Raw genomic sequence first — 22,762 nt, 5'->3', positions numbered from 1 at the left:
ACGACGGCGGGACTATACGCTGGGTGCGAAGGTCCGCATGGGGGACGTCGAATGTCGGCGGACCGGACCTCATGGGGAGGAAACGTGTCACAGCCCGAGCCCGGCCACAACCCGCCACCAGGCGGTCAACCAGCGTGGGGAATCCAGCCGCAGTGGGGCGGCCCACCAGCGTGGGGAAACCAGCCGCAGTGGGGCGGCCCACCGGCGTGGCCGGCTCCGCAAGCCCATGGGCAGAATTGGCAAGGCCAGCCCGGTCCAGGGTGGCCGGCCGGACCTCCCTACGGCCAGCCCCAGTACATAGCCCCACCCAAACCCGGGGTCATCCCCCTCCGTCCATTGCAGTTCGGCGAAATCCTGGATGGGTCCTTCCAAACCATCCGCCGGAACGCGGCCTCGATGTTCGGCTCGGCGCTGATAGTACAAGCACTCGGCGCCGTCTTCATAGGTGTCATCACCCTCCTGACCTACCAGCTGACGGCTTCGCTGGAGTCCGCGGGGTCCCGGGCCGAGTTCAACGAGGCAATGGGCCCCTTTTTTGCCATGATGGCAGGCATCCTCGGGGTCTCGGTCCTCCTCGGTTTCCTGGGCTCCGTCCTCCAGGGGGTGCTGGCAGTCCCTGTGGCCCGATCCGTCCTTAACCGTCGGACGGGTTTCAGGCAGATGTGGAAACTTGCCGGGAAGCGCCTCCTGCCGCTGCTGGGAGTTGCGGCACTGCTGACCCTGGGTGGAATGCTGGCAGCGGCCGCAGTCATCGGAATCGCGGTCCTCTTGTTTACGGCCATGGGACCCGGCGCCCTGCTGATCGTCCTGCCCCTGGGTCTTGGCTCGTTCGTGGCCTTTGTCTGGATCGGCCTGAAGCTAATGCTCGCCCCGGCCGTCATCGTGGTGGAACAGACGGGTGTCTATGACGGCCTCCTCCGGTCCTGGCAACTGACCCGCAACAATTGGTGGCGCATTTTCGGGATCACCCTCGTAGTGACCCTCATGCTGGGCATCATCTCCCAGATTGTCCAGATTCCCGCGTCCCTTGCCGCCACCTTCATCGGCGAAGTCGTGGCACCGCATCCGGATGCCGATACCGTCACCTCGACACTGGTCCTCACCACCGTGATCTCGGCAATCATCCAAGCACTGGTCGGATCGGTCACCTTTGCTTTCCAGTCCTCCGTCTCCGCACTCATCTACATGGACCTCCGCATGCGCCGGGACGGCCTGGATGTTGAACTGATGCGGATGTTGGAAACGGGTGCCAACCCTGACGGAGTACCCGGTGGCCCCTCGGTCCAGCCGGGTGCAGCCGCCTGGCCCCCGGCATGACGGCAGCCCCTGCCGGCGTCCTTGTTCCTTTACTGGCAATGGAACCGCCGGTGACCCCGGACCGTGAGGAGGCCCGGCGCTGGGCCGTCGAGGAACTCTCGAAGCCCCAGTACCCCGATGCCCAGCCCGGATGGTTTGAAAAGCTGTGGCGTGATTTCCTTGACTGGTTGTCGTCCCTGGAGGGAGACGGCCCAGGTTCCGACGCCAACTTTGCCCTGCCCGTGATTGTGGTGCTGGCCGTGGCCCTGATTATTGTGGCCGTTGTGCTGGTCCGCCCCCGGCTGAACGCACGCCGGGCATCCCGGAAAGAGGACATCTTTGGCGCAGACAGCACCATGGATGCCGAGGGATACCGGAAACGCGCGTCCACAGCCGCTGACGACGGCGACTGGACGGCCGCCGTCGTCGATCAGTTCCGCGCCTTGGTCCGCTCGGCGGAAGAGCGGGACATCATCGACGTCCGGGCCGGCAGGACCGCCGACGAAGCATCCGCGCAACTGGGGCAGTTTTTCAGTCCGGCGCAAAAGCGGCTGGATGCAGCCGCGCGCCTCTTCGATGCCGTGCGTTACGGCGATCAGGGTGCCACCCGGGCAGACTACGAGTCCACCCGCGACCTCGATGCCGAACTGCTGACGATGAAGCCTGACTTCGCCGGGGCTGTCCACACCGGATTCGCGGTGCCTCGATGACTCCAGCCACGAGCGAGCTGGCGCAGGACCGGGAAGCGCCGTCCTCCAAGCCGTCCTCCGCGCGGGGTTTTCCCGGCTGGTTCCGGAAACATCTCACCTGGATTGCCCTCGGAACCCTGCTGGTAGGCCTGGTGACCTACCTCGCTGTCACCACCATGTCCGGAGCGACAGACTCCCGGACGCTGTCCCCGCGCAACCCTGCCCCGGACGGGGCAATGGCCGCAGCCCAGATTCTTGGACGGCATGGAGTGGCCGTAACCGCCACGGATTCCTACGATGACACCATGTCCGCCCTGTCAGGCAAGGAACAAACCACACTCCTTCTCTACGACCCCCGCGGATATCTCGACCGCTCCCAGGTTAAGGACCTCGCGGCCGCCGCAGACCGCGTAGTGGTGTTAAAGCCGAGGCTTAAGACATTGAATGCGCTTGGTCCCGCTTTCCGGCAGGGTGGCGTCATTCCTCAAGGCCAAACCGTCATTGAACCTGCCTGTTCCGTGGAGGATGCCACCGCAGCGGGCCCGGTTTCCGCGCAGGGCTCCATCTTCTCGGGACCCGAAGTCTGCTACTCCAGCCGCGCCGATGGGCCCGGGTTGTATGCCGCGTCAACGGATGGCCGCTTGATCGTCCTGGGAAGCACCGAATTGCTGGATAACGAGCACCTGGCCGTTCAAGGCAATGCCGCCCTGGCCCTCCGGACGCTCGGGAACAACCCGGATCTCATCTGGTACCTGCCCGGGGTGAAAGACATCGCGGCAGCAGATACCGCTCCCACTCTCAGCGAGCTTGCCCCCCGATGGCTGGCCTACGCGGGGCCATGGCTGGGCATCGTGGCGCTGCTGGCCATCGCCTGGCGTGGACGGCGCATGGGTCCCCTGGTCTTCGAACCTCTCCCCGTCGTGGTCAAGGCGGCCGAAACAGCCGAGGGAAGAGCCCGGCTCTACCAGGACGCGCGGGCTGTAAGGCGTGCGGCCGATAACCTTCGGGCAGGGACCTTGACCCGGCTGGCCCGCCATTTCAACCTCGGAGCTGACGCCACCACGGAAGCAGTGGTGGACGCATCGGCCCGGCATTTGGAGCGGCCGGCCCCCGAAATACGGTCAGTCCTCGTCGACTTCATGCCGGGGACCGAAGGACAACTGGTGCAATGGGCACAAGAACTTGAACGAATGGAAAAGGAGGCGAAGACCCGATGAGCAGCCAGCCGAACAGCTACACGGACACCAACAGCCAGTACACAGGCGGAGCGACGCCGATGCCCACGCAGGCGGCGGCGTCGGTTTCGGATGCCAGCCCGACGGCGGCCAGCGGCCAAGGCGCCCAGCGCCCGCTTGCGGAGGACCCGGCACGCCAGTCACTCCTGAACGTCCGTGCTGAAGTGGGAAAAGCCGTGGTAGGCCAGGATCCCACGGTCACGGGCATGCTGATTGCCCTGCTTTGCGGCGGGCACGTCCTTCTGGAAGGCGTTCCCGGTGTGGCAAAAACCCTCCTTGTCAGGGCGTTGTCCACCGCATTGAGCCTGGACACCAAGCGGGTTCAGTTCACTCCGGACCTCATGCCCGGCGATGTCACCGGGTCCTTGGTCTACGACTCCCACTCCTCGGAATTCTCGTTCCGTGAAGGCCCGGTCTTTACCAACATCATGTTGGCGGACGAAATCAACCGGACGCCTCCCAAGACCCAGGCTTCCCTGCTGGAAGCGATGGAGGAGCGGCAGGTTTCGGTGGACGGCGTCTCGCGCCTGCTGCCCGTCCCGTTCATCGTCGCGGCAACCCAGAACCCGGTGGAGTATGAAGGCACCTACCCCCTCCCCGAGGCGCAGCTTGACCGTTTCCTCCTCAAACTGACCATGCCGCTTCCGGGGCGGAGTGAGGAAATTGAAGTTATCCGGCGCCATGCCAACGGCTTTGATCCACGGGACCTGGCCGCGGCCGGGGTACGGCCAGTGGCGGGAGCGGCCGACCTCGCAGCAGCACAGGCTGCAGTGGCACAGGTCGCTGTGGCTCCCGAACTCTTGTCATACATCGTTGACATCGTCCGGGCCACCAGATCCGCACCATCATTCCAGCTCGGCGTCTCCCCCCGTGGTGCCACCGCGCTGCTCAACACAGCCAAAGCCTGGGCCTGGTTGTCGGGCAGGACATTCGTCACCCCGGACGACGTCAAAGCACTGTCACTTCCCTGCCTCCGGCACAGGGTCGGGTTGCGGCCCGAAGCCCAGATGGACGGCATCCAGGTGGATGACGTGCTGGGGAGCATTCTCGCCTCGGTTCCGGTGCCGCGGTGACCCGTGCCTGCTGGCCAGGGGAGGCCTGAATGGCCATCACGGGTCGATTCGTAGTGCTTGCCCTTGCGGGCTTGGTGCCGCTGGTGCTGTTTCCGGCCTGGATTACCGTCCTGTTGGTGTGCGTGGTCCTGTTGCTGGCGCTGGTCTTTGACCTGGTCCTCGCGGCCTCCCCTGCAAAGCTCATTATCGAGCGCCAGCAACCCGGGAACGTCACCCTGTCCGGAAGGGCCGAATCCGTGGTGTCGGTGACCAATCCCACCGGACGGAAACTGAACGCTGTGATCAGGGATGCGTGGCAGCCGTCGGCGGGGGCAACAAACGCCGTACAGCGGGTGGCAGTGGCTGCGGGCGAACGTCGCCGGATGACTGTGACCCTGGCGCCCGGGAGGCGCGGGGACCTGGAAAGTCCGCACGTGACCATCCGCTCACTGGGTCCGCTGGGCCTGGCAGCCAGGCAGCGCACGCGGCCACTTCCCGGGCAGATGCGGGTCCTGCCTCCGTTCCATTCCAAACGTCATCTTCCCTCCAAACTCCGCAAGCTCAGGGAACTGGACGGCAAGGCGGCGGTGCAGATCCGTGGTGCGGGAACCGAGTTCGACTCACTTCGCGACTACGTCCGGGGCGACGACGTCCGATCCATCGATTGGCGTGCCACGGCACGCCGGACTTCCGTAGTAGTCAGGACTTGGCGCCCGGAACGGGACCGGCGCGTCGTCGTCGTTCTGGACACCTCACGCACAGCGGCCGCCAGGATCGAGGACGAACCGCGGCTCGACACGGGGATCGAGGCAGCGCTGCTGCTTGCGGTGCTGGCAGAACGCGGCGGGGACCGCGTGGACTTCCTTGCCTTTGACCGGCGGCTTCGCGCCCGGGTGGAGTCCGCTTCCAAAGGAAACCTGCTGGGGCAGCTTGTACAAGCCACGGCGCCCTTGGAGGCAGAACTCATTGAACTGGACTGGCAGCAGATTCCAGGGCAGGTCCGGGCCGTTTCGGCGCACCGATCACTTGTGGTCCTCCTGACGGCGCTCGACGGCGGCGCCCCCGAAGAAGGCCTGCTCCCCACCGTGGCACAACTGTCCCGCCAACACGTGGTGATCGTGGCTTCGGTGCGCGATCCCCTTCTTTCGGAAATGAAGGCCGAACGCACCACGGCCAGTCAGGTCTTCCGGGCAGCGGCGGCCGAGCGCGCACTTCTTGAGCGGGCCGCAGTCACTGCCCAACTCCGGCAGCTTGGAGCCGAAGTGGTGGACGCCGAACCGCTTGAGGTCCCACCATTGCTGGCTGATACCTACATCAGGCTCAAAGCAGCCGGTCGCCTTTAGTTACCCGATCCAGGAAGGACACCCATGAACGCGCCAATTTACCAGCTCGCCCTCGGCGAGGACTTCACAAGGTTGGCTCCGGAACTGCAGGACTACTTTTCCCTGACCGCCGGCTCTGGATCCTACGGGATCGGGGAAGGCGTATTCGACGTTGTGGGGTGCCGCCAGAAATGGCTTCGGCCCTTTCTCGCCCTGACGGGGAGCGAGGAAGCGTTCTTCCCGGAGTACGGTGAGTCCATTCCGTTCCGCATAGAAAACCACGCCCATGTTGATCCGTTCGGCCGCCCGGCCCTGACGGCCCGGCGGGAGATCTACTTCCCACGCGGCACCAGGCTGTTCCACGACACCACAAGCGCCATCCTGCCGTCGGGACGCGAAAACGGCGAACGGGCACGCTTGGTGGACCATGTCGGGCGCTATCGCCGGCTGGTCACGGACCTGGATGTCACGGTTAGCGCCGAAGGCCGCCTTCGCGGTGTATCGAAGGCGAGCCGGTTGTTCCTGGGGCCCTTGCGCATTCCCCTTCCGCGGGCCTTGGATGCCAGGGCCTACGCAGAACAATGGTGGGACCCGGCCGAAGGCAAGCACCGCATCCAGGTCAAAGTGATCCAGCCGCAGATCGGCCTGATGCTGGTCTACGCCGGACGCTTCGACTACCGGCTGGCGCCTTACCTGCCGGGAGCCGTACAGGGCAATGCACTTCCGCGCTACGCCGAACCCGACCGTTGGGAAAAGCGCATCTAGCCCCCGGCCTGCTAGCCCTGTGCCAGCTGGTCCAACCCATCGGCAATTTGCGTCAACTTCGCGAGCACATCCTTCGCCGCCGACGGCGTAAAGTCCCCGAGTCCCGTGGAGGGCGTCACCCGCAGCCCCGCCAGGCCGGAAGCCGGCAGGCCAAGCTGGCGCCAGGGCTTCCAGATACTCTCCACAACCTCAGCGGTCCTGGGCAGCTGCGCCCGGGGATCGTCGGTGGGCAAAGCACCCGCCCAGACGCGCTTCCCGCTTTCCACGGCCCCGGCAAGCTGCTCCCATTGACGGGTGGTCAGGGCTTTAAGCGGTACCGCCACGCCGTCGGCACCAGCGGCGAGGACGCGGTCGATGGGTGCCTCGATTTCCGGTACGGAGATGACGGTCTCGACGGCGCCCGCGGCCGTGAGTGCTTCGATCACCAACCGCCAGGCTCCTGTCACTTCCTCGCCGTGGATGGATCGCAGCGTTCGGTAACCACTCGCCGTCGGGATGGTTCCCGCCATGACTGAAGCAATATCCGGCTCGTCCACCTGGACAACTATCCGGGCACCCGGAACGGCCGCTGAGACCTTGAGGAGATGTTCAGCCACGCCGGCCGCCAGTGACTGGGCAATGTCCCGCCTGGCGCCGTAATCAAGCAGCGCTCGTTCGCCGTTGTGGAGGTGGAGGCCTGCCGCCAGGCTCAAGGGTCCGAGCAACTGAACCTTGAGCTCTCTAGCTGACACCTCCTCGGCCCCAGCCACATCGGCCAGGACATTGATGTCCGTTGCCAGTGCCGACCGGGCACGGCGGGCATCCTTGCCTGGCCGGTCCACCAAACGCCAGCCGTACGGCTGCACGTCGATATCCAGATCCATCAGCAGGGATCCCGTGCGGCCGGTGGCGTCCGAACCCACACCGCGGGCCGGCAGTTCGGGCAGGAACGGAAGATGGGGGTCACCAAGCTCGCCGCGGATGGTCCGTATGGCCTCGGCGGGATCGTTTCCCGGCCACGGCCCCAAAGCGGTCGCGCTGGCGCGAAGGTCACTCACCAACGACATGGATCAGGCCTGCTGGCTGGAAATCTGGTGATCCTCGGCAATTGCCTCGTGGTGGCGGATCACTTCGCTGATGATGAAATTCAGGAATTTCTCGGCAAAGGCAGGGTCCAGGTGGGCGTCCTCGGCAAGGCGGCGAAGGCGGGCAATTTGGGCAGCTTCACGGCCAGGGTCCCCCGCCGGCAGCTTGTGGGTTGCCTTGAGCACGCCCACTTTCTGGGTCGCCTTGAACCGCTCTGCGAGCAGGAACACCAGGGTCGCGTCGATGTTGTCGATGCTGGACCGGATGGACAGCAGCTCATCCATCACGGTGCGGTCAACGTGGCCGGCCAGGGAGCTCGCGGCCGGGTTGAAGGAATCTGCATCATGGGGAAGGGCATTGTTCTGCTCGGTCATGCCTCCCAGTCTATGGTGTGGCGCGCAGTGTTTTCCTCGCATGAAGCGGAGCACAATGGCACCATCACTGCAGTTTCGGCAAAGGAGCTTTCATGGAAATCGCTGTTCTGGGCACGGGGATGGTGGGCCATGCATTGGCCGGCAAGTTGGTGGCACTGGGCCATGAGGTGACCATGGGGTCCCGCGAGTCAGGCAACCCCAAAGGCATGCAATGGGCAGAACAGGCCGGTCCCCTCGGGCATGCGGGCTCGTTCGCCGAAGCGTGCTCACGGTCCAGCCTGGTCATCAATGCCACGCCGGGAACGGTCAGCCTTGCCGTCCTCGCAGAGGCCGGAGCGGACAACCTCAACGGCAAGATCCTTTTGGATGTATCGAACCCGCTGGATGGCTCAAAGGGCTTCCCACCGTCGCTGACGGTCTGCAACACGGACAGCATCGCCGAAACCATCCAACGGAGCTACCCGAAGGTCCAGGTGGTGAAGTCGCTGAACACGGTCAGTGCACCGGTGATGGTCGATCCGGGACGCCTTCCCGGCGCGCATGACATCTTCATGGCGGGTAATGACGCCGGTGCCAAGTCCGCCGTTTCGGCATTGCTGCAGGAGTTTGGTTGGGAACCCGGGCATATCAGGGATCTTGGTGGGCTGGACGCGGCCAGGGGCATGGAGATGTGGTTGCCACTGTGGTTGCGGATTTTCATGCAGCAACCGCAGGGAAAGATGTTCAACATCGCCATCGTCTCCGAATAGCGGCGCGATCACGGCGGAAAGGCACGCCCCCAAGATGGGGACGTGCCTTTCTGCAGCTTCGGCGGCGGAAGTCAGCCGCCCAGCAGCGCCCGGTGCGCTTCCCGCCGTCGAGCCTGTTCCTCGGGGTCCGGCACCGGCAAGGAGGCGATCAGCCGCTTAGTGTATTCGTGCTGCGGCGAGCCCATCACGTGGTTGCCGATCCCCTGCTCCACCAGCTGGCCCTTGTAAAGGACGCCAACCCAGTGGGACAACATGTCCACCACCGCGAGGTCGTGGCTGATGAACAAGGCCGCGAAACCGAACTGCTCCTGGATGTCCTTGAACAGGTCAAGGACCTTCGCCTGGACCGATACATCCAGGGCAGATGTTGGTTCGTCGGCGATGAGCAGCCGCGGGTTCAGCGCAAGGGAGCGCGCCAGGGAGGCGCGCTGGCGCTGTCCACCGGAGAGCTCGTGCGGGTACCGCTGCGCGTACGACGCCGGCAGCTGGACCGACTCGAGCAACTCACCAACCTTTTTGCGGGCCTCAGCCGCGCCCGGCTTGGTGTGGATCATCAGCGGCTCGGCGACGCACTCACCGATGGTGAGGTGCGGATTGAAGGACGCTGCCGGATCCTGGAAAACGAAGCCGATCTCCTTGCGCAGCGGACGGAAGGAACGCTCCTTGAAGTCCAGCATTTCGTAGCCCAGGACCTTAAGGCTTCCGCCGGTCGTCCGGTTCAATCCGGCAATGGCCCGCCCGATGGTGGACTTGCCGGAGCCGGACTCGCCCACCAGGCCGAAGACCTCGTTTTCCGAGACGGTGAAACTGACATTGTCCACGGCTTTGAACCCATGCCTGCCGAACCGGCCAGGGTATTCGATGGTCAGGTTCTTCGCCTCCACCAGGACCTTGCCATCCTGGTGGAGCCTGCCACGGGCACCTTCGGAGGCCGAGTGGCGGCCCAGGTGGGGCACCGCGGCCAAGAGCTTCCGGGTGTACTCCTGCCGTGGCTCGGCGAAGAGGACCTTGGAGGGAGCTTCCTCCACTACGTCGCCTTGGTACATGACCACCACTCGGTCAGCGAGGTCGGCCACCACACCCATGTTGTGCGTGATGAGCACGATCGAGGTCCCATAGTTGTCCCTTAGCTCCCGCAGCAGCTGAAGGATCTCCGCCTGGACCGTGACGTCCAGGGCTGTGGTGGGCTCGTCCGCCACGATCAGGCCCGGGTCCAAGGCGAGCGCCGCAGCGATGACCACGCGTTGCTTCTGCCCGCCGGAGAACTGGTGCGGGTAGTAGTTGACCCGCGTCTCGGGGTCCGGGATGCCCACTTTGCGAAGGGCTTCGGTGGCCCTCTGTTTTGCTTCCTTGGCCGAGATGCGCCGACCATCGCTGGCGTGCGCACGGATGCCTTCGGCGATCTGCCAGCCCACAGTGAAGACCGGGTTCAAAGCGGTGGAGGGCTCCTGGAACACCATGGCCACGTCACGGCCACGGATCTTGCGCAGAGTTGATTTGCTGACGCTGATTACGTTGTTTCCGTTGATCACCACGGCGCCTGAGCTGATGGCTGTTTCCGGGAGCAGGCCGAGGATGGTCTTTGCAGTGACCGTCTTGCCGGAACCGGACTCCCCCACGATTGCGACGACTTCGCCGGGTCTTACCTCCAGGCTGACGTTCTTGACGGCGTGGACGTCCCCGCCGTCGGTGGCGAAGGTGACCTGGAGACGGTCGATGGTCAGGACCGGCTGCCCTGTGGGTGCCTGGTCCGAAACATGTCCAAGGTTGATGGTCATGGCTTACCTGCCTCTGCCGGTGCGGACGGCGTTCCTGGTGTTGGCGTAGTTGCTGTGCTTGCCGGACTTCCTGCGGCTCCGCCGGCGCGTTTGCGTCCACGGATCCGGGGGTCGTTGAGGTCGTTGATGCTCTCGCCAACCAGCGTGAGGCCAAGGACGGTGAGCACGATCGCGATGCCCGGGAAGACTCCGGTCCACCAGATACCGGAGGAGGTGTCTGCCAGCGCCTTGTTGAGGTCGAATCCCCATTCCGCGGCGGATGTTGGCTCGATGCCGAAGCCAAGGAAGCCAAGGCCGGCCAACGTGAGGATCGCTTCGGAGGCGTTGAGGGTGAACATGAGGGGCAAAGTACGGGTGGCGTTCTTGAAAATGTGGCGGCTGATGATGCGCATGCTGGAGGCGCCCAGCACCTTGGCGGATTCAACGAACGGCTCGGCCTTGAGCCTGATGGTCTCGGCCCGGATGACCCGGAAGTACTGCGGCACGAAGACCACAGTGATGGAGAACGCGCAGGAGAAGATGCCTCCCCAGAAACTGGACTGGCCACGGCTGATGACAATGGAAATGACGATCGCCAGGAGCAAAGTGGGGAAGGCGTAGATGGCGTCCGCCACCACTACCAGGATCCGGTCCAGCCAGCCACCGAAGTACCCGCTCAGGAGGCCAAGCGCCACCCCGAGGAAAAGGGACATGGCCACAGAAACGATAATGACTGTCACCGCTGTCTGGGATCCCCAGACAACCCGCGACAAGACGTCGTAGCCGCCAACGGTGGTTCCGAGCAAGTGCTTGCCGCCCGGAGCTTGCTGGGTGGGGAAGGAACCCGAGGCGTCGCTGAGCTGGGAGTACCCGTAGGGTGCCAGCAACGGCGCGAAGATGCTCGTGAGCACGAACAGGCCGCTGAAGACGACGCCCACAATGAGCATGCCGCGTTGGAGGCCAACGCTCTTCTTCAGGTGGGAGATCACCGGGAGCCTGGAGAACAGCGGCTGCCTGGGCGGGGTGAGTGTTGGGGTGCTCATGGTCAGTACCTCACTCGGGGGTCGATGAGCGCGGCGATGATGTCCACGATGAAGTTGGTGACGGCCACGATGATGGCCAGCAGGACGACGATGCCCTGTACCGCGACGAAGTCGCGGGCATTGAGGTATTGGACCAGTTGGTAGCCAAGCCCCTTCCATTCAAAGGTGGTCTCCGTCAGGATCGCGCCTCCGAGCATGAGCGCGATTTGCAGGCCCATGACAGTGATGATGGGGATGAGTGCCGGCTTGTAGGCGTGTTTGGTCACGAGGCGGAACTCGCTGACGCCCCTTGAGCGCCCTGCCTCGATGTAGTCCTTGCCCAGGGTCCCGATGACATTCGTGCGGACAAGCCGCAGGAAGACTCCGGCGGTGAGCAAGCCAAGGGCGATGGCCGGGAGGACCGCGTGGGATACGACGTCGCCGAGGGCGGTGAAGTTGCCGCTGCGGATGGCGTCCAGCCAGTAGATTCCCGACGGCGCCGCGAGACTGCTCATGGTCAGTTCAGTCCGCGTTGAGGCGCGTCCCGCAACAGGGAACCATCCGAGCCACACGGAGAAGGTCAGCTTCAGCAGCAGGCCCGAGAAGAACACCGGCGTTGCGTAGCAGAGGATCGCGAAGAACCTCAGGAAGGCATCGGCCGTCTTGTCGCGGCGCTGGGCGGCGATAAGCCCCAAGGGGATACCGACGGCCAAGGCGACGATCAGTGCGTTGATGGAAAGCTCCAGCGTGGCCGCGCCGAAGGTGGTGAGCACCTCCACTACCGGTCGCCGGTCTGTGATGGTGGTGCCGAAGTTGCCGGTGATCAACTGGCCAAGGTATTCGAAATACTGCACCACTACCGGCCGGTCGTAACCGGCGTCGTGGATCCTCTGGGCCAGGACGTCCGGCGGAAGCCGGCCGCCTTGGGCTGCCGTGATGGGATCACCGATGACCCTCATCAGGAAGAAAACGAGTGTTACCAGAATAAAGACGGTGGGGATGATCAGGAAGAACCGGATCACGATGTACCTGCCAAGTCCTCCCCCGCCTTTGGACTTGCTCTTGGGAGCAACCAGCCCGGGCTCCGCCTCGGGTACCTCTATAACTGTTGTCATTTGTTACCTGTATTTCCTGCCCGTGGATTGCGCGGGATTGGCTGATACGTGCCGGCCACGATGGTGGTCAGCAAGGGAGGCGGGACACTGGATCAGTGTCCCGCCTCCCCCATCACAGACTCCGCTGTTACTTGGACACTGTTCCGAGACGGAACTTGAAGGAAGGATCCAGCGTCTTGTCGACGCCGTTCACGCCACTTCCGACCACGGCCACCTGGGCGCCCTGGAGCAGGGGCAGCGTGGAGATGTCCTTGGCCAACGCGTTCTGGACATCCTTGATGTCCGCTTCGCGCTTGGTCTTGTCCGCCTCGGTGAGCTGCTTGCCGATCAGGTCGTTCACGGTGGGGTTGTTGTAGTGGTTCTTGAGGAAGCCGCCCTCGGGGAAGAACGGAGTGAGGTAGTTGTCGGCATCACTGAAGTCGGGGAACCACCCGAACTGGAACAGCGGGTATTCATCGGCACGGCTGGCCTTGCTGTAGGTGACCCATTCGGTGGACTGGAGATTCACCGTGAAGAGGCCGGACTTTTCCAGCTGCTCTTTGATCATGGCGTACTCGTCACCGGATGATCCGCCGTAGTGGTCCGGGTTGTACTGCAGGTTCAGGGCCACCTTGTCAGTGATCCCCGCATCCGTGAGGGCTTTCTTGGCCTTATCCAGGCTCGGCTTGCCGGCGTCGCCGTAAGCGTCCTTGAACGACTCGTTGGCGCCGAGGAATCCGTTGGGAACGTTGGAGTAGAGCGGCAGGTAGGTGCCCTTGTAAACCTGGTCGGCGATGGCCTGGCGGTCCACGAGGTTGGCCACTGCCTGGCGGACTGCCAGGGCTTTGGCCGGGTCTGCGCCCGCTGCCTTGGTTCCGAACGGCATGGTGTCGAAGTTGAAGGTGATGTAGCGGATTTCGCCACCTGGACCTGTCAGTACCTTGACCTTCGAATCCTTGCGGAGATCGTCGATGTCCGTAGCGCTCAGGCTACGGAAGGCGACGTCAATGGCGCCCTGCTGGATTTCCAGCTTCAGGTTGGTGGGGCTGGCGTAGTACTTGATGGTGGCTGCATCATTGGCAGGCTTCCCAAGGACGCCCTTGTAATCAGCGAAAGCCTTGAAGCTGACGAGCTCGTTCTTCTTGTAGCTGTCGATGGTGTATTGGCCGTAGAACGCGTTTGCTTTGATGATCTCGTCATCTGGCAGGATCTTGTCTGCCGGGAAGACCTCGTCATCGACGATCGGGGCGGCAGGGCTGCTCAGGATCTGGCTGAAGGTCTGATCATTGGCGTTCTTCAGCTTGAACACCACGGTGGTGGCATCAGGGGCGCTGACGCTCTCGATGTTGGTCAGCAGCGATGCCGGTCCGGCGGGATCGTTGATGGCCACCTGGCGGTCAAAGGAGAACTTGACGTCCTTTGAATCCAAGGTGTGGCCGTTGGCCCACTTGAGGCCGGACTTGAGCTTGACCGTGTATTCGGAAGGGGCCGTAAAGGACGACGACTCGGCAAGGTCCGGTACGGGTTCGGCGCTGCCAGGCTTGGAATTGAGGAGGAAGGAATAGATCTGGTTCATCACCATGAATGAACCGTTGTCATAGGATCCTGCGGGGTCCAGTGATGTGACCTTGTCTGTTGTGCCGTAGGCGACGGGGCCTGCGGCGGCCGGAGCAGACGAGGAGCCGCCGCCGGAGGGGCCCGTGCATGCCGTTAAGGCGAATGCGGAGATGCCCGCCAGCGCGATAACGCCGTGCAGGGCCTTCTTGTTCAGTGCCATCTGGTGAACCTTCTGTTCGATGGATTCGATGCTCCGCCGTGGGATATTTGTGACGGAGCACACTCTTAGTGCCTCGATTCAATCAGACTTCGAAGCCCTCGAACCCCCGTTTTGGTGATTTGAGACACAAAATTTACTTTCCAGTAGCTTCTGCCAAGGGCCCGCAGAAGCATTGCCGGAAGGGTGGGACGGGAATATGGTTTATCCCGGGCGCTCAACCGCTGTATCACACGTCGAAAGTCAGGCTCATGGACAAGGCAGCCCTGTGTGTGGGGATCAACAAATTCAAGTACCTTCCACAGTCCAGCTGGCTTCACGGCTGCGTCAATGACGCCGAGGACCTGGCAGCACTGCTCGCGGACAGCTACGGTTTCCCGGCTTCCGGGATCACCCTGTTGACCGATGCCAAGGCCACCAAGAAGGCGGTCCTGGGCGGGATCAACAAGCTGGTGGACGCGGCCGCGGCGGGTACGGTCCAGCAGCTCGTCTTCACATTCTCGAGCCACGGCACGCAGATCCCCGACACCAGCGGAGACGAAGACGACAGCCTGGACGAAGCCTTCGCCTGCTACGACATCAACAATTCCGGCGATTCCTGGGACCCTGACACGGTCATTTCCGACGACGAACTGGCGGCAGTGTTCGCCCGCCTTCCCGACGGCGTCCTGATGGATGTGCTGCTTGATACCTGCCACAGCGGGACCGGCCTGAAGTCCTTGGACTTGATTCCCGGGCGGCGTCCCCGCTTCCTGCCTGCACCAACGCCGCGAGCCGTGATGGCGAACAAGGACTTGGAAACCCGCACGTTGCGGGACATGGTGAAGTCGGCAAAGTTATCGACGCCGGTCCTCATGGCCGCCTGCAGATCCGACCAAACTGCCGCTGATGCCCTGATGGACGGCCGGTACAACGGCGCTTTTACCTACAACCTGGTCAAGTGCCTTCGCAGTGACGGAACCTTGGGACGTGGCGACCTCCTCAAACAGGTCAGCAAGGGGCTGAAGGCCGGCGGATTTGACCAAGTAGCGCAGCTGGAAGCTTCGAGGACAGCCCGCAAGGCTGCCTGGGGGGCCTGAGCCGCCCTGCCCCGGCCCTAATCTCCCGTGCCGTGGAACTTGTTACGCACTCCGGACGTCGCCGCCTCCTCCACTTCATGTTGCTGGTCCGAGCCGAACAACTGGCTTTGGCGGTCCCTGTCCATCACCGGCTTAAGCGCCGCGTACACCAGGCGGCCACCGGCGTCGAACCTCAACAACCCTCCCCCGCGGACATCGACGTAGTCGCGCCGGGTTTTCACTCCCAGGCGAACAAAAGCTTCCTTTCGGCTCATCCGCACCGTCTGGATGAACGAGGCACCGATCTCGGAGATGATGAATCCGTCCGGTGATACACGCTCGGAGGTACGGACCCTTGTGGAGCTCAGGGGCGTCCGCCGCTCCAGACGGGCTGCTTCCAGGAGCCGCGGGTTCTCCCAGACGAAACGCTGTACTTCCTGGGGATCCGAACCCAGGGCCGACAGGCGGACCGGGTAGCGGAGCCCCTGGTAGTTTTCCACCCCGCTGATGTTGTTCAAGGACACCCGCCGTATGCCGATTGCCGAGAACTCGGCCTGCAGTGCTTCCCGGTATCCGTAGATGTCGTCGGGAACCATGTCCAGGTCCGCGGCAATGATGCCGCGGAGAAGGTCGCGCCAGGAGACGTCCACGGGCGGCATGTAGGACAGGCCACGGATCACCATGCGGAGGATCCTGATCGCCACGATCGAGCCCGATTCCGCCTTCTGCTGCAGGCTGTGGAACTCCCCGTAACGGGCGTTCCTTTCGGACCATAAACGTTGGACGGCGCGGAGCACTGCACCCACCACCACGGCGCCGCGGGCATGTGGCTCAGGGAGCTGTTGCCAACCTTCCGTTACGGCACCGACAAACGGCTCGCGCAGCGGCCCACGGGCAAAGAGGTCACGGGCAAAGTCGAAGAGTGAACGCATCAGGACGGGGTCATCAACTGTCTGCCCCGCTTCGAAGCCTGCGGCAGCCGCCTCGAGCTGCCGGTAAACGACTTCCTTGGAGGAGAACACTGAAAGGATGGCGACTATATCCGCCAACGCCTCGTGCATGGCTAATTGCTCCATGGTCGCCATCTGGTCGGCCCAGGCCGGCCTGAACCCGTCCAGGATCGCGTGAGTCACCTCGTGCGCCACGATATCCCGGTAGAGGGCAGTGGGAACTTTATAACCCATCCTGTCCACTGATCCGAAGCGGATGATGTTGGTCCCGCGCTCATATCCGGTGTCGGTAGCTGTCACAAGGTCGCGGGCCTTGAGCACAACCCGCCCCTCGGGGTTCCACGGCATGCGCCGGCCAAGCGTGGATTCGAAAATTTCCAGGGTGCTCATTGCCACGCCGTAGACGTGCTGGGCCAGGAAGCGGGTGTCGTCAAGGAGTTCCCGCAGGCCGGCAGGTGGCGGTTCGGAGATCAACTGCCAGGGATCACCGGGCAGCGTCAGGCTTACCGGAGACACCGTAGTGCCCCGCCACTTGCGGATATGGATGGCGTAGCGGTGACCCGTGGGGCCCCGTCGCAACCGTTCAACCGGGATGCGGACCTGCGCCGTCAGCGGTGGAGCACCTGCCGAACCTATGGGGCCTTCGGCAAGGACAGTCAGGGAGACCATCTGCCCGGCCTTGATGTCTCCCGGGCCCTTCTTTGGAAATGCCACAGTCATCGCCGTCCCGAATGCGGACCCCACACACCGCAGCGGAAGCGCTGCTTAGGCCAGTATGGAGGTGGCGCAATCCGGAGGCAATGGCTCCTAGAGGGCCACCCGCTGAAGTGAGCGGGCGGCGTCGATGGTTGCCTGCCCCAACACGCGGCTGCCTTGGTAGAGGACCACTGTCTGGCCGGGTGCCACGCCGCGCAGGGGGTCGGTCAGGGTCACCACCAGCTCCGCCCTTTCGACGCCGGACTCGTCCACGACGGCTTCAACCCGTGCCACGGCGGGAACAGGCTCGCCATGGGCGCGGACCTGGGCGTGGCAGTCGAAGCCGGCTCCCGTAGCGACCTCGGCTATGGGCAGACCGGCCCAGGAAACCTTGATGCCACGGATCTCGTCGATTGCCAGGAGGGCTTCGGGGCCCACAACCACCTTGTTTTCCTTGGGGCGGATCTCAAGGACGAACCGGGGCTTGCCATCAGCGGCAGGGGTCCCCAGCTTCAGGCCACGGCGCTGCCCCACGGTAAAGGCATTGGCTCCGGGATGTTCCCCTACCTTGGCACCTGTTTCATCGACGATGTCCCCGGTGGTCATTTCGATCTTTTCAGCCAACCAGCCCCGGGTATCGCCGTCGGAAATGAAGCAAATGTCGTGGCTGTCCGGCTTGTTGGCCACGGACAGGCCACGCCGCTCAGCCTCAGCACGGACTTCGGCCTTGGAGGGGGTGTCAGCGAGGGGGAACATCGAGTGCTTGAGCTGCTCATGGGTCAGGACGCCAAGAACGTAGCTTTGGTCCTTTGCCCAGTCCGCGGCGCGGTGCAGTTCGCGGTTGCCGTCGGCGTCCTCGATCACCTTGGCGTAATGCCCGGTGCATACGGCGTCGAAGCCCAGGGCGATGGCCTTCTCCAGCAAGGCAGCAAACTTGATGCGCTCGTTGCAGCGCATGCAGGGGTTGGGGGTACGGCCGGCGGCGTACTCATCGATGAAGTCCTGGACCACATCTTCCTTGAACCGCTCCGAGAAATCCCACACATAGTACGGAATTCCCAGGACGTCGCAGGCCCGCCAGGCGTCACGGGAGTCCTCGATGGTGCAGCAACCGCGGCTTCCCGTACGAAGGGTCCCGGGCATGCGCGACAACGCGAGGTGGACCCCCACGACGTCGTGCCCTGCCTCTACGGCGCGGGCGGCTGCCACGGCGGAGTCCACTCCGCCGCTCATTGCTGCAAGTACTCGCATGCTGGCTTTCTGGGTCAAGGGATGGGCCACCTCTACGGCACTGAACAGCCGTTGATGCCCGTCCATTCTAGCGCCCGTTACCACGCCTTCCCTAAATTCCCTTGACTGACCCACCGCGTGCTTCTAAAGTCAAATTTACTGGTTTTAGAATCGAGCTGACATGGCAAACCAAGCAATAGTTATTGCCGGGGGCGGGCTGGCAGGCGCAACAGCCGCCAAGACGCTGCGGACCGAAGGCTACGCGGGCAGGGTCACCCTGCTGGCATCCGAAGCGCGGACACCATACATCAGGCCTCCCCTTTCCAAGGATTTCCTCCTGGGGAAGGCCGGGGAGGAGTCCGTGGAAGTGGTGCCGGAGGACTGGTACCGGGAAAACGACGTCGAACTCCTCCTCGGCGTTCCGGCCACCGGCCTGGATCCCGGAGGCCACGTGGTCGCCTTGGGCGACGGCAGACGCCTTTCCTACAGCAAGCTGTTGGTCGCCACGGGAGCGCAGCCTCGCAGAATCCCCTTCCCCGGAGCGGATCTCAAGGGCGTGATGACGTTCCGTACCTTCGAAGACAGCCTGAACCTTCGTGCCCTCCTCGCAGACGGAGGCAGGAACGTGGTCATGATCGGGTCCGGATGGATCGGCATGGAACTGGCCGCCGCAGCGCGGACGTATGGAAACGACGTAACCCTTCTAGGCCTGGAAGACATTCCCTTGAGCACGGCCATTGGACCGGAACTCGGGAGCTTCTTCCGCCAGCTGCACGAAGAACAAGGTGTCAGCTTCCGGCTCCCCGCCACCGCTGCCGCCATCGAAGGCCGGGACGGGCGTCTCACAGCGGTCCGTACCGGTTCGGGCGAAAGCCTGCCTGCCGACGTCGTCATCATCGCCGTGGGCGTGGTCCCGGACACTGCACTGGCGGAGGCTGGGGGCTTGGCCATACAGAACGGTATTTTGGTGGACGCCGGCCTGAACACCAGCGCCCCCGACGTCCTGGCCGCAGGAGACGCCGCCAACGCGCTTCATCCCTTCACCGGGGAGCATCATCGAAGCGAACACTGGGCGAACGCCCTCAATGGTGGCAAAGTGGCCGCAAAATCCATGCTGGGGCAGGACGCGATGCTGGATGTGGTGCCGTACTTCTACACGGACCAGTTCAGCGTCAGCATGGAGTATTCGGGCTACCCGTCCTTGGCCTCAGGTTCATCGCCGCTGATCCGCGGCTCACTTGAGGAGGGAAGTTTCATCGCCTTTTGGCTCCAACAGGACAAGGTGGTTGCCGGTATGAGCGTCAACCAGCGGCGTGTCCAAAAACCCATCAAGGCGCTGATTTCACATCGGGTCGTAGTGGATGCCCGACGACTCGCAGACCCTGACGTTCCCTTGGAAGAACTGTTGCCCGGATAGCTGGCACCTGACTCAGGGCCTAGGCCACGCCCCGCCGGGCCACGGTTGCAGCTGTCTGGATGGAAGACTCGTGGCCCGCCATGCCGGCTTGCCGCGCCCTGGAGCAGGCATCCGGAAGTGCCTTCAGAAGGGCATCAACGTCAGCTTCGGTCGAGGTGTGCCCCAAGGTAAAGCGCTGTGCGCCGCGGGCAGTATCCTCATCCAGCCCCATGGCCAGCAGGACATGCGAGGGCCGCGGCACGCCCGCCGTGCACGCCGAACCAGTTGAGGACTCGACGCCGGCCAGGTCAAGCAGGAACAGCAATGAATCGCCTTCACATCCGGGGAACGTGAAGTGCGCGTTTCCGGGGAGCCGCCGGGCACCAGGGGCGCCGCGGAGGACGGCGTCGGGAACCGACTCCAGAACTCCAGCGATGAGGTGATCGCGCAACCGTGCCAGCCTTTCCCGTTCCTCCGGAAGCTTTGCCGTAACGGCCTGAGCTGCCGCGGCGAAGGCGGCGATGGCGGGAGTATCCAAGGTACCCGAGCGCACGTCGCGCTCCTGGCCTCCGCCGTGCTGGACGGGAGTGAGTTTCACCGACCTGCCGAGGAACAGTGCTCCAACACCCACGGGACCACCGAGCTTGTGTCCCGAAACCGACATGGCCGAAAGCCCGGAACCGCGGAAGTCGACGGCCACGGACCCGAAAGCCTGGACCGCATCGGAGTGGACAGGAATGCCGTGCCGCTTGGCCATTTCCACAATTTCCGCCACTGGCTGGATGGTGCCGACCTCGTTGTTGGCCCACATCACCGTAACCAGGGCAACCGAGTCAGGGTCCCGGTCGATTTCGCTTTGGACGACGTCCAGCTGGACCGCGCCTTCGCTGTCCACCGGAAGCCAGGTGACTTCCGCTCCCTCATGGCGCTCAAGCCATTCGACAGTATCCATAACAGCGTGATGCTCGACGGCGGAACAAAGTATCCGGGTCCGGCGCGGGTTTTCGTCGCGGCGGGCCCAGTAGAGGCCCTTGACGGCCAGGTTGTCCGCTTCCGTCCCGCCCGATGTGAAGATGACTTCCGACGGATGGGCACCGGCTGCGGCGGCGAGGGCTTCACGGGCGTCCTCAACGGCCCGCCGCGCCCTGCGGCCGGCACCGTGAAGGGAGGACGGGTTTCCGGTCCTCGCCAACTCACGCGTCATGACGGCTAACGCTTCAGCCGAAAGCGGCGTGGTGGCGGCGTGGTCAAGGTATACAGGCACCTTGTCATTCTACCGATCCCGGAGCCTGGCGCCCGGTGCCATCCCCCACGTCCGTGATCCGCGCGCAGCAGTGTCCGGCGGACGAATCGGGCACTACGGCCTCGGCCGGCGAACCCGAGGACGAAGCCACTCCCCGCAGGAAGGCGCCGTTCATGGTGCACACCACATCTTGATGCTCTTGCGACAAGCGATGGAAGGGGCAGTTAAGCAGGCGATATCCCCCGGAGCCGTCCGGGGAAGGCTCGTAGCCCAATTCCCGAAGGGCACCGGGCAAGTCACCGGGCTTTCCAGAGTCCCGGCCCCTGTCCCCGGCGACATCAGCCAGGGCCTCGTCGACAGGGATCCCAGCCACTGCGGACCGGGAGATCGCCTCCGCCATGAGGTGCCCGGCGAGGTCGTAGTTCCGCTCGGGAATGGAGGCGGCCACTTCCTGGAGCTCCGGACTGTAGAGCTTTGCGGGCCGCCCTGAACCGGGGCCGGCTTTGTTCGCGGGTTTCCGGAACTCCACCCGCAGCACTCCCTCGCGGACCAACCTGTCCAGGTGGAAGGATGCGGTGCTGCGCGGCAGGTCCATTGCAGCGGCCGCCTCGTCACGGCCCACAGGAGACGCGGCGCCAAGGACGTACTCAAAGAGCCGGCGTCGGTGTTCGTCGCCAAGGGAAGCCACGGCTGCGATTCTTCGCGTCCACGAAAGACCGGAGGTGTTCATTTACACAGGATATCTCTAAAAACAAGATCCATTGCTTTAGTACTCGTTCGGGTTCTAAAATTAAGGAACCTACTTTTAGAAGGGAAGCATCATGTACACAGCATCAGCCACGTCAAAGGCCCCAACGCTCCAGGAACCCGCCGGGCAGGCATACCTCCTCCTCAGGACAGTGTTCACGGTTGCACCGGTGGCCTTTGGAGTGGACAAATTCACCAACATCCTCACCGACTGGACCAACTATCTGGCCCCCGTGGCCACCACTGTGGTTCCCGTTCCAGCCCAGACCTTCATGTACGGAGTGGGCGTCGTTGAGATCATCGCCGGCATCATGGTGGCGATGCGTCCACGTTGGGGATCCCTGATAGTGGCTGCCTGGCTTCTGGGCATCATCGTCAATCTTCTGGTGCTGGGCTCATACTTCGATGTCGCCCTGCGGGACTTCGGCCTGCTGGTCGGCGCGCTCGCGTTGAACCGCCTGGCAACGTCCCGCGGAAATCAAACGGCTGCTCCCCGCACCAAAGGCGGTGTTTCCTAGGACGGCGGAATAACGGCCAGCTTCGCCTCGACCTCGCCGCGGGCCTTCGCCTGGGCAGCGTCATCCGGACAAGCCAGGGAGATGTACACCGAGGACGCGGGAGCGCTGAACAGCCTGGCCAACACCACAACCGGTTTGGCCCCCGAAGCGGCGGAAGATTCCAAAGCCAGGAACTCCACGCTGTGCTGCGGTTTGTCGGAGTCCTGGCCCCACCTCAACGAGGCAGGCTTGAGGTTCTCCACGTCGATTCCTGCATCCAGGTAGTGAAAGAGTGCCTTGGTGGACGCAGCGTCATCACCGGCAACAACCAAGGGTCCCTGATTGACGCTGACCCGGGCCGCAAGCGTGCAGCCGTCCGATTTCCTGTACAGGACCTCGCCCTGCAGGCCGGAGTGCACCACCGTCCAGCCCGGCACTTCTTCCAGCTTGCTCCCAACAGTCACCGGCTCGCCCGGAGCCAGCGTGCCACCGGCGGCCAACGGCAGGTCTTTCGCGGCGACGGCCTCGGCATCATGCCCGGGCGTAATGGTGGGGGTGGCAAGAGTGGACTCCGACGGCGACGACTTAGGCGCCGAGGGGTCGGGAACGTTTACGCTGCAGGCAGCCAACACGAAGCCGACGGTTCCCAAAGCAACCGACCCCGCCAGCCGCCGTCGACCATTAACCGCCACCTGTTGCTCCCACCCTAGAGTCCTGCAGCATGCCTGTGCCCTACCGCGTCCGAGTCTAA

The 22,762-nt window shown here is 63.8% G+C and carries 21 protein-coding genes; 10 read left to right on the top strand and 11 right to left on the bottom strand.

All coding sequences use genetic code 11. The features are described from left to right. Positions 1-84 precede the first annotated feature (84 nt). The 6 genes from AB0N72_RS11610 to AB0N72_RS11585 are packed head-to-tail and all read left to right on the top strand — an operon-like array spanning position 85 to position 6,359. Complete coding sequence (locus tag AB0N72_RS11610; protein WP_363930552.1) at positions 85-1,317, top strand: glycerophosphoryl diester phosphodiesterase membrane domain-containing protein; 1,233 nt, start codon at positions 85-87, stop codon at positions 1,315-1,317. Then, positions 1,314-2,006, top strand: coding sequence for a DUF4129 domain-containing protein (locus AB0N72_RS11605; protein ID WP_363930551.1), 693 nt, complete (start codon positions 1,314-1,316; stop codon positions 2,004-2,006). The genes AB0N72_RS11610 and AB0N72_RS11605 overlap by 4 nt, the downstream gene beginning before the upstream one ends. Beyond that, positions 2,003-3,202: a DUF4350 domain-containing protein gene (locus AB0N72_RS11600; RefSeq protein ID WP_363930550.1), complete on the top strand. Its 1,200-nt coding sequence runs from the start codon at positions 2,003-2,005 to the stop codon at positions 3,200-3,202. The genes AB0N72_RS11605 and AB0N72_RS11600 overlap by 4 nt, the downstream gene beginning before the upstream one ends. Then, a complete protein-coding gene (locus AB0N72_RS11595) occupies positions 3,199-4,293 on the top strand; it encodes a MoxR family ATPase (RefSeq protein WP_363930549.1) in 1,095 nt (364 codons plus the stop codon). Before AB0N72_RS11600 ends, AB0N72_RS11595 begins: the two co-directional genes overlap by 4 nt. Before the next feature lie 29 nt (positions 4,294-4,322). Further along, positions 4,323-5,615: a DUF58 domain-containing protein gene (locus AB0N72_RS11590; protein ID WP_363930548.1), complete on the top strand. Its 1,293-nt coding sequence runs from the start codon at positions 4,323-4,325 to the stop codon at positions 5,613-5,615. Positions 5,616-5,639: 24 nt separating this feature from the next. After that, the gene (locus AB0N72_RS11585; RefSeq protein WP_363930547.1) at positions 5,640-6,359 is read left to right on the top strand and encodes a DUF4166 domain-containing protein; all 720 of its coding nucleotides are present in this window, start codon (positions 5,640-5,642) and stop codon (positions 6,357-6,359) included. Between the two features lie 11 nt (positions 6,360-6,370). Here AB0N72_RS11585 and AB0N72_RS11580 read toward each other — a convergent pair whose 3' ends face one another. Beyond that, entirely contained in the window at positions 6,371-7,405 is a 1,035-nt protein-coding gene (locus tag AB0N72_RS11580) for a hypothetical protein (protein ID WP_363930546.1), read from the bottom strand. A gap of 3 nt (positions 7,406-7,408) precedes the next feature. Beyond that, complete coding sequence (locus tag AB0N72_RS11575; protein WP_281451158.1) at positions 7,409-7,798, bottom strand: chorismate mutase; 390 nt, start codon at positions 7,796-7,798, stop codon at positions 7,409-7,411. A 92-nt stretch (positions 7,799-7,890) separates the two neighbouring features. On the opposite strand from AB0N72_RS11575, the gene AB0N72_RS11570 reads away from it, so the two are divergent. After that, positions 7,891-8,547 (top strand): NAD(P)-binding domain-containing protein, encoded by a 657-nt coding sequence (locus AB0N72_RS11570; protein WP_363930545.1) that lies wholly within the window; start codon positions 7,891-7,893, stop codon positions 8,545-8,547. Between the two features lie 71 nt (positions 8,548-8,618). On the opposite strand, the gene AB0N72_RS11565 is transcribed toward AB0N72_RS11570, so the two are convergent. The 4 genes from AB0N72_RS11565 to AB0N72_RS11550 all read right to left on the bottom strand — a co-directional run bounded on the left by AB0N72_RS11565 (position 8,619) and on the right by AB0N72_RS11550 (position 14,197). Beyond that, positions 8,619-10,325: an ABC transporter ATP-binding protein gene (locus AB0N72_RS11565; RefSeq protein WP_363930544.1), complete on the bottom strand. Its 1,707-nt coding sequence runs from the start codon at positions 10,323-10,325 to the stop codon at positions 8,619-8,621. Next, entirely contained in the window at positions 10,322-11,347 is a 1,026-nt protein-coding gene (locus tag AB0N72_RS11560; protein WP_363930543.1) for an ABC transporter permease, read from the bottom strand. Before AB0N72_RS11560 ends, AB0N72_RS11565 begins: the two co-directional genes overlap by 4 nt. Before the next feature lie 2 nt (positions 11,348-11,349). Then, complete coding sequence (locus tag AB0N72_RS11555) at positions 11,350-12,441, bottom strand: ABC transporter permease (protein WP_363930542.1); 1,092 nt, start codon at positions 12,439-12,441, stop codon at positions 11,350-11,352. Positions 12,442-12,568: 127 nt separating this feature from the next. Continuing rightward, a complete protein-coding gene (locus AB0N72_RS11550; protein ID WP_363930541.1) occupies positions 12,569-14,197 on the bottom strand; it encodes an ABC transporter substrate-binding protein in 1,629 nt (542 codons plus the stop codon). A 248-nt stretch (positions 14,198-14,445) separates the two neighbouring features. Between AB0N72_RS11550 and AB0N72_RS11545 the strand changes: the two genes are divergently transcribed. After that, complete coding sequence (locus tag AB0N72_RS11545; protein ID WP_363930540.1) at positions 14,446-15,273, top strand: caspase family protein; 828 nt, start codon at positions 14,446-14,448, stop codon at positions 15,271-15,273. Positions 15,274-15,290: 17 nt separating this feature from the next. On the opposite strand, the gene AB0N72_RS11540 is transcribed toward AB0N72_RS11545, so the two are convergent. Both AB0N72_RS11540 and mnmA read right to left on the bottom strand, forming a co-directional pair. Then, the gene (locus AB0N72_RS11540) at positions 15,291-16,916 is read right to left on the bottom strand and encodes a hypothetical protein (RefSeq protein ID WP_363930539.1); all 1,626 of its coding nucleotides are present in this window, start codon (positions 16,914-16,916) and stop codon (positions 15,291-15,293) included. Between the two features lie 93 nt (positions 16,917-17,009). Next, a complete protein-coding gene (mnmA, locus tag AB0N72_RS11535) occupies positions 17,010-18,131 on the bottom strand; it encodes a tRNA 2-thiouridine(34) synthase MnmA (protein ID WP_363930759.1) in 1,122 nt (373 codons plus the stop codon). 178 nt (positions 18,132-18,309) lie between these two features. On the opposite strand from mnmA, the gene AB0N72_RS11530 reads away from it, so the two are divergent. Next, a complete protein-coding gene (locus AB0N72_RS11530; RefSeq protein ID WP_363930538.1) occupies positions 18,310-19,545 on the top strand; it encodes an FAD-dependent oxidoreductase in 1,236 nt (411 codons plus the stop codon). A gap of 19 nt (positions 19,546-19,564) precedes the next feature. On the opposite strand, the gene AB0N72_RS11525 is transcribed toward AB0N72_RS11530, so the two are convergent. Further along, on the bottom strand, positions 19,565-20,788 hold the full coding sequence (locus AB0N72_RS11525; RefSeq protein WP_363930537.1) for a cysteine desulfurase family protein: 1,224 nt from the start codon (positions 20,786-20,788) through the stop codon (positions 19,565-19,567). Positions 20,789-20,792: 4 nt separating this feature from the next. Beyond that, positions 20,793-21,497: a helix-turn-helix domain-containing protein gene (locus AB0N72_RS11520; protein WP_363930536.1), complete on the bottom strand. Its 705-nt coding sequence runs from the start codon at positions 21,495-21,497 to the stop codon at positions 20,793-20,795. Positions 21,498-21,588: 91 nt separating this feature from the next. On the opposite strand from AB0N72_RS11520, the gene AB0N72_RS11515 reads away from it, so the two are divergent. Next, positions 21,589-22,032, top strand: coding sequence for a hypothetical protein (locus AB0N72_RS11515; protein WP_363930535.1), 444 nt, complete (start codon positions 21,589-21,591; stop codon positions 22,030-22,032). On the opposite strand, the gene AB0N72_RS11510 is transcribed toward AB0N72_RS11515, so the two are convergent. Then, entirely contained in the window at positions 22,029-22,703 is a 675-nt protein-coding gene (locus AB0N72_RS11510) for a hypothetical protein (RefSeq protein ID WP_363930534.1), read from the bottom strand. The genes AB0N72_RS11515 and AB0N72_RS11510 overlap by 4 nt on opposite strands. Positions 22,704-22,762: the final 59 nt, after the last annotated feature.

This window comes from Paenarthrobacter sp. NPDC089307, from assembly GCF_040685055.1.
Classification (GTDB): Bacteria; Actinomycetota; Actinomycetes; order Actinomycetales; family Micrococcaceae; genus Arthrobacter.
The sequence above is the reverse complement of the archived record's forward strand: the minus strand, read 5'-3'. Positions and strand labels throughout refer to the sequence as shown.

What these genes read in the sequence shown, in the direction of transcription:
- AB0N72_RS11560 (WP_363930543.1), bottom strand. Translation starts at nt 11,347, where the DNA reads ATGAGCACCCCAACACTCACCCCGCCCAGGCAGCCGCTGTTCTCCAGG.
- AB0N72_RS11530 (WP_363930538.1), top strand. Translation starts at nt 18,310, where the DNA reads ATGGCAAACCAAGCAATAGTTATTGCCGGGGGCGGGCTGGCAGGCGCA.
- AB0N72_RS11575 (WP_281451158.1), bottom strand. Translation starts at nt 7,798, where the DNA reads ATGACCGAGCAGAACAATGCCCTTCCCCATGATGCAGATTCCTTCAAC.
- mnmA (WP_363930759.1), bottom strand. Translation starts at nt 18,131, where the DNA reads ATGAGCGGCGGAGTGGACTCCGCCGTGGCAGCCGCCCGCGCCGTAGAG.
- AB0N72_RS11580 (WP_363930546.1), bottom strand. Translation starts at nt 7,405, where the DNA reads ATGTCGTTGGTGAGTGACCTTCGCGCCAGCGCGACCGCTTTGGGGCCG.
- AB0N72_RS11595 (WP_363930549.1), top strand. Translation starts at nt 3,199, where the DNA reads ATGAGCAGCCAGCCGAACAGCTACACGGACACCAACAGCCAGTACACA.
- AB0N72_RS11590 (WP_363930548.1), top strand. Translation starts at nt 4,323, where the DNA reads ATGGCCATCACGGGTCGATTCGTAGTGCTTGCCCTTGCGGGCTTGGTG.
- AB0N72_RS11565 (WP_363930544.1), bottom strand. Translation starts at nt 10,325, where the DNA reads ATGACCATCAACCTTGGACATGTTTCGGACCAGGCACCCACAGGGCAG.
- AB0N72_RS11545 (WP_363930540.1), top strand. Translation starts at nt 14,446, where the DNA reads ATGGACAAGGCAGCCCTGTGTGTGGGGATCAACAAATTCAAGTACCTT.
- AB0N72_RS11585 (WP_363930547.1), top strand. Translation starts at nt 5,640, where the DNA reads ATGAACGCGCCAATTTACCAGCTCGCCCTCGGCGAGGACTTCACAAGG.
- AB0N72_RS11555 (WP_363930542.1), bottom strand. Translation starts at nt 12,441, where the DNA reads ATGACAACAGTTATAGAGGTACCCGAGGCGGAGCCCGGGCTGGTTGCT.
- AB0N72_RS11520 (WP_363930536.1), bottom strand. Translation starts at nt 21,497, where the DNA reads ATGAACACCTCCGGTCTTTCGTGGACGCGAAGAATCGCAGCCGTGGCT.
- AB0N72_RS11550 (WP_363930541.1), bottom strand. Translation starts at nt 14,197, where the DNA reads ATGGCACTGAACAAGAAGGCCCTGCACGGCGTTATCGCGCTGGCGGGC.
- AB0N72_RS11570 (WP_363930545.1), top strand. Translation starts at nt 7,891, where the DNA reads ATGGAAATCGCTGTTCTGGGCACGGGGATGGTGGGCCATGCATTGGCC.
- AB0N72_RS11605 (WP_363930551.1), top strand. Translation starts at nt 1,314, where the DNA reads ATGACGGCAGCCCCTGCCGGCGTCCTTGTTCCTTTACTGGCAATGGAA.
- AB0N72_RS11515 (WP_363930535.1), top strand. Translation starts at nt 21,589, where the DNA reads ATGTACACAGCATCAGCCACGTCAAAGGCCCCAACGCTCCAGGAACCC.
- AB0N72_RS11600 (WP_363930550.1), top strand. Translation starts at nt 2,003, where the DNA reads ATGACTCCAGCCACGAGCGAGCTGGCGCAGGACCGGGAAGCGCCGTCC.